Source organism: Belliella marina (assembly GCF_042682445.1).
GTDB lineage: Bacteria > Bacteroidota > Bacteroidia > Cytophagales > Cyclobacteriaceae > Belliella > Belliella marina.
Genome location: NZ_JBHUHR010000046.1, coordinates 252,190 through 264,663 on the forward strand (window position 1 = coordinate 252,190; position 12,474 = coordinate 264,663).

Sequence of the window (12,474 nt, forward strand, 5' to 3'; positions counted from 1 at the left end):
TGGGCTTTCAAAAATTTTAGAAATGCTAGAAGTTATTGGTTTAGTCAAAAAATACGGTAAGGAAAATGCTGTCAATGATATTACTTTTTCCCTCCAAGGAGGGGAAGTGGTAGGCTTGTTGGGACCAAATGGTGCAGGCAAAAGTACTACGATGAAATGTATTGTGGGTTTATTGAGGAAAACCTCTGGGGAGATTTATATCGGAGGTGTGGACCACATGCAAGTAGCAGCCAAAAGACTCTTTTCTTACATTCCCGAGACCCCAAGTGTTTACGATCTACTTACCGTAAAAGAGCATATGCAGTTTATTGCGCAAGCTTATGGAGTTGGGAATTGGCAGGAGAAAAGTGAGGTGCTATTCGAAACCTATGATTTGACTGACAAGAAGGATAAATTGGGACGGGATTTGTCCAAAGGGATGCGCCAAAAAGTGTCTATATGCTGCGCACTGCTCCCTGATCCACAGATTTTGTTTTTTGACGAGCCAATGATTGGCTTGGACCCAAAGGCTATCAAAAATACCAAGAGGATTTTCAAAGAACTTAAAGAGCAGGGGAAGACCATTTTGGTGAGTACACATTTGATCGATAGTGTGGAGAGCATTGCAGATAGGATTATGATCATGAAAAGTGGCAATATCGTCGGGAATGATACCCTTGACAACCTCAAACTTCAGATGGAAGGAACGGACTCTAACCTGGAAGATTTATTCTTAGAATTGACAAAAGATGAATGAGATAAAATTACTTTTCAGAAAAGACCTTTTCATTCTAATCAACAATATCAAGCTTATCCTCAAAAATCCTTTGAGGCTTTTGCCCTATATTTTTGTGGTTGGGTATTTCAGTTTTTTCTATTTCCGAAAGACTGGTAAGTCAACAGAAAGTGTCAACCCGGAAGATCTCGAAAAGCTTCAAGAGGCAGCAGAAGGTGCTGTTGATGTGAAATATGGATTGGTCGTACTTGTAGGGGGCTTGACTGTATTGGCATTGGCTTTTTTGGTTTTCCAATTGTTCAGGGCGACAAAAAAGAATGTGAGTTTTTTCAGCATGGCGGATGTGAATTACCTGTTTACAGGACCATCTTCCCCTGCTAATATTTTGGTTTACTATATGATAAGATCACTTTTGCCAGCAATAGGTGGAAGTATCTTCTTTATGATTTATGCCTCTTCGCAGCTGGTAGATACTTTCGATTTGGAAGTGTGGCAGATCTGCATCATGGCTATTGGATTGGCATTGTTTATTTTCATTCTTTCACCAATCAAGTTTTTGGTTTATACCCTGCATACCAAATACGATATTTTGGGATATTTCAAAACAGGGGTATTTGCTTTAGGGGCTGTTGTTGGTTTGCTGGTTTTGATTCCGGGAATTCTTGCAGAGAAATTTTGGCAGGGGATGTTTTTGTGGATAGCATCACCATGGTTTGACTTTTTTCCTTTGGTAGGATGGAGCAGGGCGATATTGATGTTCGCAGGGCATCAAAACATTTGGATTGTAGCGGGTTTTGTGGCGGTATATGCCATTACGTTCTTTATCATATTGAAGTTGGTGTTGGTTCACTCGGGGTATTACTATGAGGATGTCTTGGAATCTACCCAGTCCAAGGAGGAAGTAAAGGAAAAGGCAAAAGGCAAGAGCCAAGCTTCTGAATCTACCATGAGCTTGAACACCAAAAAAGTTTTGGATATTCCAAACTTTGGGTTTGGGGGAAAAGCGCTTTATTGGAGGAATTATGTGCATAGCTCCAGACAGGATTTTCATCCTTTGTTTGGCTTGTATGGATTGGGATTTGCAGCATTGGCAGTGGTCTTTGCGGTATTGTCCAGGTTTGACTGGTTTGCCCACCAAATTATTTACATTTATTTATTGGTCTTGATTTTCATGTATTTCATAGCAGGGATGGGGAGAAATAATGTTGGGGATTTGAAAAAGCCGTTTTTTATCCTGATACCAGCAAGTTGGTCATCCAAATTCTGGAATATGATCAGGTTGGATGTGATGCAGACCTTGATTTTTGCAGTTATTTTGATAGTCCCGACTGTCTTGATAGCTTCACTGAGTTTTTGGTTGATTCCGACATTTATATTCTGTATGCTTGCGTTTTATCTGTCAGGATTTGCCATGACACTTTGTACGAATGTAGGTTTCGATGAAGGATGGGATAGGAAGTTGATCAAACCGGTTTTGATCATTGGGGTATTGCTGTTTGGGATTTTTCCGGCAATCGGCGGAGGTGTATTTGTGTACATTGTATCCAAGCAATTTGCCTTAGGGATGTTGGGGATTTCGCTGGGAATGTTTATGGTGACAGCCGTAATGCTCCATGTTGCCATGGATTTGGTGAGAAGAGTGGAGTTTAAGGAGCTTTAGGTAGCCCTCTTTGTGAAATAGATTTACTTTACAATGTCTTTATAAGAGTATCATGACGAGTTTTTGATTGAGGTTCATCACCATTGTCTTAACAAAACAATCTCTCTAAAAATCAATATCCCAATCCATACCCTTTAAAATTATTTGTAACTTGCCATCAAATTAGCAATAGGAATCCTATGATTTATAATTCAATAATTGAAACGATAGGGAATACACCATTGATCAGACTGAATAAAGTCAATCAGGGAATCAAAGGTGAAATCTTGGTCAAGGTTGAGTATTTCAACCCAGGCAATTCCATGAAAGATAGAATGGCCATCAAGATGGTAGAGGATGCAGAAAAAGAAGGGCTCTTAAAGCCAGGAGGTACCATCATAGAAGGAACTAGTGGTAATACGGGAATGGGATTGGCTTTGGCAGCAATTGCCAAAGGATATAAATGCATTTTTACCATGGCTGACAAACAGTCCAAAGAAAAAATCGATATCCTTAAGGCAGTTGGTGCAGAAGTGATCGTATGTCCTACGAATGTTTCACCCGAAGACCCAAGGTCCTATTATTCTGTAGCCAGAAAACTCAATAAAGATATCCCAAATTCTTTTTACCCTAATCAGTACGACAACTTATCGAACTGGAAAGCGCATTATGAAACTACAGGGCCGGAAATTTGGAAGGATACAGAAGGTAAAATAACCCATTATGCTGCTGGAGTTGGTACCGGAGGTTCTATGTGTGGTACTGCCAAATTTTTGAAAGAGCAGAATCCTGATATCATCACAGTGGGGATTGATACTTATGGTTCTGTATTCAAAAAATACAAAGAAACTGGAGTTTTTGATGAAAATGAGGTTTATCCATATCTGACAGAGGGTATTGGTGAAGATATTTTGCCTAAGAATGTGGATTTCGATATGATCGACCATTTTGTGAAAGTGACGGACAAGGATTCGGCTGTGATGACCAGAAGGCTTTCCAGAGAAGAAGGTCTTTTCGTTGGTTGGTCATGTGGTTCGGCTGTCCATGGAGCTTTGGAATATGCCAAAGAGAACATGAAAGAAGGCGATCGAATGGTGATCATCCTACCTGATCATGGGACGAGATATCTGGGGAAGGTTTACAATGATGATTGGATGAGAAACCATGGGTTCTTGGAAGACAAGTCGTTTGGTACTGCCAGGGATATCATCGCATCGAGAAATGGAAGCTACCAACTTGTGGTGATTCAGAAATCTGATAAAGTAAAAGATGCCATAGCGCTGATGAATAGCACGAGTATTTCCCAGATTCCAGTCATGGAAAATGGTAATGTAGTCGGTTGCATTACCGATAATAAACTATTGAGTAAGATTATTGACAATCCCAACCTGAAAGATTCTCCTGTAACAGATGTGATGGAGGACTCGATGAAGTTTGTTGCATTGGATAGTACCTTAGATGTGCTTTCTTCTATGGTGGACAAAGAAAAAGCAGTGCTGGTACGTGATGACAATCACCAGATTCATATCATTACGAAGCACGATATCCTCGAAGCGATTACGAAGTAAGGTTGTCAGCTTAAATATTAATTGATAAACAAAACACCTAATTGAGAGATGATTTCTTTCAGTAGGTGTTTTTATTTTTTTCCATTTTCAGATAATTCCTACGCCTTTTCAGGGCTTTTGGGCGGAGTGTGTATTTCTATATCAACGGGCTTCACCCGTTGTTGAGATCAGTAACCCTTTCAGGGTTTTTTTGACGCAAAGCAAAGAGTTTTCTCCATTAGAAAAATATTTTATCGTTAGTGGATGCCCGGAAAAGATAATTAGGAGTATAGGCAAGTTTGAGGTTGATTTGGTTTTGTGAGTATTCCTACGTCCTTTCAGGACTTTTGGGCGGAGTGTGTATTCCATATCAATGGGTTTCACCCATTGTTGAGATCAGTAACCCTTTCAGGGTTTTTGAAGAAAAATATGGAGGTTGGCTTTCGTAAACAAAGAATCACGGGACTTTTGGATAGAAAAACCATTCTGTTATTGCAGACTACTTAGCCCCCCATATTAAAATGAATAAACGATTAGGTTTTGCCCTGAAAGCGCACCAGCTCAGGATAATGGGGATAGCCCATTGGGAAGAAATAAGAGAGTGAACTAATTGCCCTGAAAGGGCATCTGACCCAAGCAATGGGTAGAACCCATTGCAAAAATGCAAACGAGACGACGGTATGCCCTGAAAGGGCATTTGAAAAAGTTTATTCCAAATTCGGAATTAATGAGCAAATGAATTAAATTGATTAGGATTTATAACGAATTGTGACAAGGGGAAATGCCACATCAGCAGTAAAAGCTATTCCATATTTTTAATTCAATTTTTAATCAAAAAGCCCTATTGAGGGATGCGTTTTATGGGACAATCTTTAGTGAAAAATTACATCCATATTATTTTCAGTACCAAACATAGAAAGCCAATGATCAAATCCGAGTTTGAAAGTAGGATTCATAGCTATCTAGGAGGGATCTGCAATCAATATGAATCAAATCCGATTATTGTAGGGGGATACTTTGATCATGTTCACATACTTTGTCTATTGTCAAAAAAGATTTCTATTATGGATCTTGTGAAAGAAATCAAATCGAAATCTTCGAAATGGGTGAAAACGTTAAGCCCTGAACTTGCCTCTTTTTATTGGCAGGATGGTTATGGGGCATTCTCTGTAAATCCGGGACAAGTGGGGCTGGTTGTCCAATATATCAAAAACCAACACCAACATCACCTAAAAAAGACATTTCAAGATGAACACAGATCTTTTCTCGAAAAGTACAAGGTTGAGTACGATGAGAAATATGTTTGGGATTGATTTGGTTTTGTGAGTATTCCTACGCCCTTTCAGGGCTTTTGGACGGAGTGTGTATTCCATATCAATGGGTTTCACCCATTGTTGAGATCAGTAACCCTTTCAGGGTTTTTTGAAGAAAAACATAGAGTTTTCTCCATTAGAAAAATATTTTCACGGTAGTGGATGCTCGGAAAGGATAATTAGGAGTATAGGCAAGTTTGAGGTTGATTTGGTTTTGTGAGTATTCCTACACCCTTTCAGGGCTTTTGGGCAGAGTGTGTATTTCTATATCAACGGGCTTCACCCATTGTTAAGATCAGTAACCCTTTCAGGTTTTTTTGAAGAAAAACATAGAGGTTGGCTTTCATAAACAAAGAATCACGGGACTTTTGGGAAGGAAAACCATTCTGCTATTGCAGATTATAGACCCCATATTAAAATGATTAAACGATTAGGTTCTGCCCTGAAAGTGCGCCAGCTTAGAATAATGGGTGTAGATCATTGCGGAGAAATAAGAGAGTTACTGTTCGCCCTGAAAGGACAATTGAATTCGTAAGGGGATATGAACGACACCTTTGAGAAATTCTCTCGCCCTTTCAGGTCGTTTGGTCGGAGTGTGTGTATTTCTATATCAACGGGCTTCACCCATTGTTGAGATCAGTAACCCTTTCAGGGTTTTTGAAGAAAAATATTGAGGTTGGCTTTCATAAACAAAGAATCATGGCACTTTTGGATTGAAAAACCATTCTGTTATTGCAGATTACTTAAACCCCATTTCAAAATGAACATACGATTAGGTTCTGCCCTGAAAGTGCGCCAGCTCAGAACAATGGGTGTAGCCCATTGCGAAGAAATAAGAGAGTGAGCTAATTGCCCTGAAAGGGCATCTGACCCAAGCAATGGGTAGAACCCATTGCAAAAATGCAAACGAGGCGATGGTATGCCCTGAAAGGGCATTTGAACATTATGAAGAGGGAATTAAAGGCTGTTAATCCAATAGGAAATTGTTGAAGAAAGTACTCTTCAACGCCATCCAAACAAAAAAGAAAAGCAAGCCCCAAAACAAATAAACCCGATAATAATCCATGGTTTCTTTGTACCTGGACTCTATTATCTCCGCTTTCTCCAATGCGTCGATCTCTTCGAATATCCTCTCCAATGCATTGTCATCTGAAGCCCTATAGAATTGACCTCCTCCGATTTTGGCGATTTCCCTGAGTGTAGTTTCGTCAAGATAACTTTCGATCATCTGCGGCCTTCCGAAGAAATCCACTCCATATGGCACCATCCCATCTTTGCCTACCGCTATTGAATAGATTTTGATATCAAAGGCAGCAGCCAATTCGGCAGCGAAAATTGGGTCTACATTCCCGGCATTGTTTTCCCCATCACTGAGTAGAATCATTACTTTGGATTTGGATTCTGCTTCCCTCATCCTATTTGTCCCTGAGGAAATAGCACTTCCAATCGCCGTCCCTTTGGCATCCATCATATTGAAGGAAATCTCTTTGATCAGATCTGTCAGCAAAGTGTAATCAGTGGTCAAAGGTGCCAAAGAATAGGCTTCACCTGAGAAAATCACCATTCCTATCCTATCTCCAAATCTTCCATTGATGAAATCCACAGCTGTTTCCTTTGCAGCTTCGAGTCTGTTTGGCTTGAAATCCTGCAGATCCATGGATTCAGAGATGTCCAATACGATCATGATATCAATGCCTTCTGTATATTGCTCAACCCGTTCATTTGTTTTTTGGGGACGGGCAAGGGCGACTACAACCATCCAAAGGGCCAACAGGAAGAAAAGGGTAGGGATCATCCTCAAATAAGTCCAAGGATTGCTTTGTGCGACACTTTTTGGAAGGGAAAGTTCCAAAACTGGATTTTTGAGGAATTTGATAAACTTCCTAAGCAGCATCAACAATGGGACTGCCCAAATGAGATGCAAAGCCCAGGTGTTTTCCCATTCAAATCCGCGAAATGTCTCCGGAAAAAACCAATACAGAGATAAAAAATCAGATATACTATTTGCGCTCATCTTTTTGGGTGATTTTTTGTTGATAGGTTTCTGCACATATTCCTTTGAGATTTTGGCATGCTTGGCCTATATCTTTTCCTTCTTTTCCGGCATAGATGATCATTTCTATTTCCCTGAAATCCTTGATGATTTCTTTGTTCTCTAGAAACTCGGAGATCTCTTTAGTAGTCCAATCCCTGAATGGACGGTCTTTGAGATGCTCCATATACGCTTTCCAAAGTCCCAACATCTCATCTGCATTGCCCATGTCAGGATTGTTGGAAAATGCAGCCTCCGCTTTTTCCCAACGCAACAGAAACCTTTTGTACTTGCGTTTCTCCAACCAGAGTTGCCATCTTTTTTGAAGTGGTTTTCCGAAAAAGAATAAAAGTATCGCCGCCAAAATCAATATGGAAACCAATACGCCAACCAGAAGCGGGTAGTTGAAATCTTTTTCGATTGGTTGATACACGTTGTTATCCTTGAAGGCAAGTTCTTCAGGAAGTGGATTGATCGTCAGTTTGAGTGCCAAATCCGCTTCATCAGCGAAGTAGGTGATGCTGTCATATTTCAGGATTTCGTAGACCGGAAGGGAAAATTTCAATACCGGATCCAACGAAAAATTGGAAAGGTAGTAAATAGCACTATCCAAAGTTACGTCTTCCTTGGTTTTGGAGATATAGGTTTTCTTTTCAAGCAAAACAAGGGGGCTGAAATCATAGGTGGAATCCGGGAAAATGATATTGTAGCCTTTTCCGTAGGTAGCCTTGAGTACGTATGGGACACGTTCCCCAAGCTTGGCAGAATCTTGCAAGAAATAGCCTTCCACCTTCAGGTCTTGACCTAAGCTGAAGGTGTTTGAAATCAAAATGATTATAAAACCGAGTAAAATTAAGCGAACTTTAGCCACGTTTCATGGTTTTGTTACGAGTTTTGAATAATTCAATCAAAGGTAATACGATATCTTGTCTTGTATCGATGCCTAGATAATTGATTTGGTTTTTTTTGCAGATATTTTTCAGGTGATCTCTCTCTGTGGTGAACGTACCAGAGATTTTCTTCGAAAATGCTCCAAAAGCCGTATTTACCCAGGTTGTGCTTCCTTGCTCTTTGTCATATACGGGAATGATCCCCAAAGAGGGAAGCTTGGATTCCCTAGGGTCAGTCAACTGGATCGCAACCAAATCGTGTCTTTCGGCAAGTGCCTTGAATGGCCTTTCGTATCCCTCATCTATAAAATCCGAAATGACGATGATGATACTCCTCTTTTTGATCAGGTTAAGGGAAAAGGTAAACATCTCACTCAAATTTGTCTTGAGGGATTTGTTTTCATGGTTGAATATTCCCTTTATGATCTTCACTCCTTGCTTGGGTCCTTTTCCCGGCAAGATGATTTTTTCTTTTTCGTCGGAGTAGGAAACCAGTGCAACTTGACTTCCTTCAAAGATGGCTGCCAAAGTCAAAACCCCAGCTATTTCTTTTCCTAGATCGATTTTTTTCCTGCCGACTTCCCCAATGTCTTGGGAACCGCTGACGTCCAAAAGGAAATAAACACATTGGTCTTTGTCTTCTTTGAAGGTTTTGACAAAAGTACCGTGCCCTTTGGCAGAAACTTTCCACTCTATCGTCCGTACATCATCACCGTACTGGTAAGGTCTCAAATCATCAAATTCCAAGCCAGCCCCTTTGAAAATCGACTGATAATCCCCCTGAAGGTGGTTGTTTGCCACTTTTCGGATCATTATCTCATATTTTCTTAATTTCTTTAGCAGTTGGTTCATAATCGTCGTTTTCGGATGACTAATTTAAGGCAGTCTTTTGAATAATAAAATTTATATGATGATCTCTATTAAATGTATTAATTTTGAAACGTGAGAAAGCTAATATTCATTATACCGATTGTCATTTTCCTTTATGCCTGCGAAAACAGAAATATTCCTCCGGGGATACTGGATGAGGACAAAATGGTCAGTGTCTTGATCGATATCCATTTGGCGGAAGGGTTTGTCAGTACTTTTCCTGTCAACTATGATTCTTCAAGGACATTGTATCCCATGTTTGAGCATGAGGTGTTCAAGGAACACAATGTAGCAGACTCGGTCTTTCACAAAAGCCTGGAGTTTTATTTGGCCAACCCCAAGATGATAGACAGGATCTATGCACGTGCCATAGATTCCCTGAATGTAATAGAAAAATTAGGAAATACGATAGAGACGGATGATTTACCCCAATAGTGTAGAAGATAAGATCAATTTTGATAAAATAAAGGAATTGGTCAAAGCGGAGTGCAATAGTTCCTTGGGGGTTGATTTTGTCAATAAAATGAACTTCTCCAAAGACCTGAATTTGATTACCAAGCTTTTGGACCAAACGGAGGAATTTAGGCAGATATTGGTTTCAGGGGAGGCCTTCCCTTCCTCAAATTTCACCAATATCTATCCTTATTTGGAAAAGGCAAAGATTGAAGGGACATTTCTGTATGAAGATGATTTTCACGAAATCAAGCTCTCTTTGCTCACATTAAGTGGATGTGTTGCATTTTTCAACAAATTCTCTGAAGAATACCCAAACTTACACCAGCTTTTGGGCTTGGTGAGCCTAGACCAGACTTTGCTGAAAGCGATTGAGAAAATCATAGATGAAAAGGGGAAGATCAGAAGTAATGCTTCCAAAGATCTTTCATTGATCAGGTCCCAGATTATCTATGAAGAAAGTAGACTTAGAAAAGTGCTGGATAGGATATTCAGGGAAGCAAAGGCGAAGGGGTTGACCCCGGAGGATGCATCTGTGACGATACGTGGTGGGAGGATGGTGATTCCTGTGTTGGCGGAAAACAAGCGGAAGATCAAGGGTTTTATCCATGATGAATCGGCAACTGGACAGACGGTCTTTCTGGAGCCTGCCGAAGTTCTGGACATCAACAATGACCTGAAGGATCTGGAATACATGGAACGAAGGGAGGTTCAGCGAATCCTTACCCAGTTGACAGACATGCTTAGGGGATACATTCCTGAATTGAGAAGGGCATACCAATTCTTGGGGCTGGTTGATTTTATCCGGGCAAAAGCAAAATTTGCCTTGAAAACCAATTCTTCCAGACCTGTACTTGAAAAACAGCGACAAGTGGAATGGTACAATGCGACACACCCATTGTTGCAGTTTGCTTTGAAGCAGCAGGGAAAGGAGGTTGTCCCATTGAATATACAGCTTGACCACAACAGGAGGTTGCTGGTCATATCTGGACCCAATGCGGGTGGCAAATCGGTTACGCTCAAGACTGTGGCAATGATCCAGTACATGCTACAGTGCGGCCTGTTGATCCCGGTAGATGCACATTCGAAATGCAGCATATTTGACCACTTTTTTATTGATATAGGTGATGAGCAGAACATTGAGAATGATTTGAGTACCTATAGCTCCCACTTGATGAGCATGAAGTATTTCACACAGTTTGCCGACAAGAAAACCATTCTCTTTATAGATGAATTTGGGACAGGCACCGAGCCACAGTTTGGTGCAGCCATCGCTGAAGGGATTTTGCTTTCATTGAATAAGCTGGGAGCGTATGGGGTGATAACTACCCATTATGGAAACCTGAAGGAAATAGCCTCCAAAAACCAAGGGCTGGTCAATGGAGCGATGCGCTATGACGTAGATAAGTTGGAACCGCTTTACCAGTTGGAAATCGGGAAGCCGGGAAGTTCATTTGCCTTGGAGATTGCATCCAAAATCGGTATCTCGAAGGACATCATCAATTATGCAAAGGAGAATATCGGTGAAGAGCGGGTGCGCTATGATAAAATGCTCAATAAGCTGGAAAATGAAAAAGTAAGGTATGAGCAGTTGATCAATGAAAATGCAAAAAAAGAGCGGCTTCTTGATCAAAGGATGAAGGAGTACAACTCACTCAAGGAAACGATTGACTCCAACAAAAAGCAATATATCCAACAGGCAAAGAATGAGGCAAAGTTGCTATTGGATGAAGTGAACAAAAAGATAGAGACGACCATCCGCTCCATTAAGGAGAGCAAGGCAGACAAAGAAGCTACAAAGAAACTGAGAGCCGATCTGGAAACATTCAAGACGAAGATCAAGCCGGAAAAAGTGGTAGAGAAAGCCCCCGAAATCAAAGTAATAGAAGGGGAAATCGGAGTAGGGGACTTTGTCCGTCTGAAAGACAACGGTGCAGTGGCGGAAGTCCTTGCCATCAAAGGTAAAGATATAGAAATCAGTATTGGGGACCTGAAATCCAACGTGAAACTCAAAAGGTTGGAAAGAATTTCGAGTACTGAAATGAAGAAGGAAAAGAAGTCTTTTGCAAAAAGGACTGGGTTTGATACGAATGCAAAGATGATGGATTTTTCACCGAATTTGGATATCCGGGGGAAAAGGGGAGAAGAGATACTGCCTTTGGTGCAGAATTTTGTAGATGATGGCTACATGTTGGGAATGAAAGACCTCCGGATTGTACATGGAAAGGGTGATGGTATCCTGAAAGATATTACCAGAAATATACTCAAAAATATGAGCCAAGTGGCAAGGGTTTCGGATGAGCATGCCGATAGAGGTGGCTCTGGAGTTACTTTGGTGGAGATGAAGGGCTAGGTTAATGTCCAAAGATGTATTGAGAAAGCTGCATTTCTTGGAAAAACAAAAGGGTTGGAATTCGTGAGAAATCCAACCCTTTTTGTATAGATATTTTGATCGTTACTGCTTGCGCTTTAGGTTGAAAGTATAGCTTCCAGCCAATGCCGCGCCAGGATTGCCTCTGTTCTCACCACCAGGAGCTACTATGTTGAATTTCAAAACCAGGTCATTGGATGTTGTCTTGGTATGTGATATCTCAGGTCCTGCAGCAGGCCTGGTTCCTGCAAGTGTTATCTTTGTCAAATCTCCTGAGACAAAATTCCAGTTGCCGGAGCTGTCAAAAATTTCACCACCGTTGCTTGTACCGTATGTCTTACTGTTTTGGTTGGCAGAAAATGTAATTTCAAAATCTTGAAAGGTATTCGTTATGTTATCATCTCCTCTTATTACGGAGCCAGTTCCTGAAGGAGTACCATCTCCTGCAACTGTCCAAATTATTGAGGATTCACCGGCCAAAGATTCAATTGCGAGTTGTTCTGGGGTTTTTGATGGGTTTGGATCATCTTTTTTCTTACAGGCAAAAAGGACTAGCCCCATAGCTGATAGAAGTAAAAATTTTCGGAATAAGTTATTCATTATAGGGTTGTATTATATGTGAAATGTAAATTTAATGATATGAT

At 40.6% G+C, this 12,474-nt stretch carries 10 protein-coding genes; 6 read left to right on the forward strand and 4 right to left on the reverse strand.

Annotated elements, in window-relative coordinates; translation table 11 throughout:
* The first annotated feature begins 22 nt into the window (after nucleotides 1-22).
* The 4 genes from ACFSKL_RS20130 to tnpA all read left to right on the forward strand — a co-directional run bounded on the left by ACFSKL_RS20130 (nucleotide 23) and on the right by tnpA (nucleotide 5,214).
* On the forward strand, nucleotides 23-736 hold the full coding sequence (locus ACFSKL_RS20130; protein WP_376888747.1) for an ABC transporter ATP-binding protein: 714 nt from the start codon (nucleotides 23-25) through the stop codon (nucleotides 734-736).
* On the forward strand, nucleotides 729-2,375 hold the full coding sequence (locus tag ACFSKL_RS20135) for a putative ABC exporter domain-containing protein (RefSeq protein ID WP_376888749.1): 1,647 nt from the start codon (nucleotides 729-731) through the stop codon (nucleotides 2,373-2,375). The genes ACFSKL_RS20130 and ACFSKL_RS20135 overlap by 8 nt, the downstream gene beginning before the upstream one ends.
* 179 nt (nucleotides 2,376-2,554) lie before the next feature.
* Nucleotides 2,555-3,922 (forward strand): pyridoxal-phosphate dependent enzyme, encoded by a 1,368-nt coding sequence (locus ACFSKL_RS20140; RefSeq protein WP_376888751.1) that lies wholly within the window; start codon nucleotides 2,555-2,557, stop codon nucleotides 3,920-3,922.
* 839 nt (nucleotides 3,923-4,761) lie between these two features.
* Nucleotides 4,762-5,214, forward strand: a complete 453-nt coding sequence (gene tnpA / locus ACFSKL_RS20145) for an IS200/IS605 family transposase (RefSeq protein ID WP_376888752.1) — start codon at nucleotides 4,762-4,764, stop codon at nucleotides 5,212-5,214.
* Nucleotides 5,215-6,181: 967 nt separating this feature from the next.
* Here tnpA and ACFSKL_RS20150 read toward each other — a convergent pair.
* Genes ACFSKL_RS20150 through ACFSKL_RS20160 form a run of 3 tightly spaced genes read right to left on the reverse strand, consistent with a single transcriptional unit; the run spans nucleotide 6,182 to nucleotide 8,988 of the window.
* A complete protein-coding gene (locus ACFSKL_RS20150) occupies nucleotides 6,182-7,228 on the reverse strand; it encodes a vWA domain-containing protein (RefSeq protein WP_376888754.1) in 1,047 nt (348 codons plus the stop codon).
* Nucleotides 7,215-8,117, reverse strand: coding sequence for a hypothetical protein (locus ACFSKL_RS20155; protein WP_376888755.1), 903 nt, complete (start codon nucleotides 8,115-8,117; stop codon nucleotides 7,215-7,217). The genes ACFSKL_RS20150 and ACFSKL_RS20155 overlap by 14 nt, the downstream gene beginning before the upstream one ends.
* Complete coding sequence (locus tag ACFSKL_RS20160; RefSeq protein WP_376888757.1) at nucleotides 8,110-8,988, reverse strand: DUF58 domain-containing protein; 879 nt, start codon at nucleotides 8,986-8,988, stop codon at nucleotides 8,110-8,112. The genes ACFSKL_RS20155 and ACFSKL_RS20160 overlap by 8 nt, the downstream gene beginning before the upstream one ends.
* A 90-nt stretch (nucleotides 8,989-9,078) precedes the next feature.
* Between ACFSKL_RS20160 and ACFSKL_RS20165 the strand changes: the two genes are divergently transcribed.
* Nucleotides 9,079-9,441 carry a DUF4296 domain-containing protein gene (locus tag ACFSKL_RS20165; RefSeq protein WP_376888758.1) on the forward strand — a complete coding sequence of 121 codons (363 nt, stop codon included), beginning with the start codon at nucleotides 9,079-9,081 and terminating at the stop codon, nucleotides 9,439-9,441.
* A complete protein-coding gene (locus ACFSKL_RS20170; RefSeq protein ID WP_376888760.1) occupies nucleotides 9,425-11,812 on the forward strand; it encodes an endonuclease MutS2 in 2,388 nt (795 codons plus the stop codon). The genes ACFSKL_RS20165 and ACFSKL_RS20170 overlap by 17 nt, the downstream gene beginning before the upstream one ends.
* 102 nt (nucleotides 11,813-11,914) lie before the next feature.
* On the opposite strand, the gene ACFSKL_RS20175 is transcribed toward ACFSKL_RS20170, so the two are convergent.
* Complete coding sequence (locus ACFSKL_RS20175; protein WP_376888762.1) at nucleotides 11,915-12,430, reverse strand: hypothetical protein; 516 nt, start codon at nucleotides 12,428-12,430, stop codon at nucleotides 11,915-11,917.
* Nucleotides 12,431-12,474: the final 44 nt, after the last annotated feature.

What these genes read in the sequence shown, in the direction of transcription:
- ACFSKL_RS20130 (WP_376888747.1), top strand. Translation starts at nt 23, where the DNA reads ATGCTAGAAGTTATTGGTTTAGTCAAAAAATACGGTAAGGAAAATGCT.
- ACFSKL_RS20135 (WP_376888749.1), top strand. Translation starts at nt 729, where the DNA reads ATGAATGAGATAAAATTACTTTTCAGAAAAGACCTTTTCATTCTAATC.
- ACFSKL_RS20140 (WP_376888751.1), top strand. Translation starts at nt 2,555, where the DNA reads ATGATTTATAATTCAATAATTGAAACGATAGGGAATACACCATTGATC.
- tnpA (WP_376888752.1), top strand. Translation starts at nt 4,762, where the DNA reads ATGGGACAATCTTTAGTGAAAAATTACATCCATATTATTTTCAGTACC.
- ACFSKL_RS20150 (WP_376888754.1), bottom strand. Translation starts at nt 7,228, where the DNA reads ATGAGCGCAAATAGTATATCTGATTTTTTATCTCTGTATTGGTTTTTT.
- ACFSKL_RS20160 (WP_376888757.1), bottom strand. Translation starts at nt 8,988, where the DNA reads ATGAACCAACTGCTAAAGAAATTAAGAAAATATGAGATAATGATCCGA.
- ACFSKL_RS20170 (WP_376888760.1), top strand. Translation starts at nt 9,425, where the DNA reads ATGATTTACCCCAATAGTGTAGAAGATAAGATCAATTTTGATAAAATA.
- ACFSKL_RS20175 (WP_376888762.1), bottom strand. Translation starts at nt 12,430, where the DNA reads ATGAATAACTTATTCCGAAAATTTTTACTTCTATCAGCTATGGGGCTA.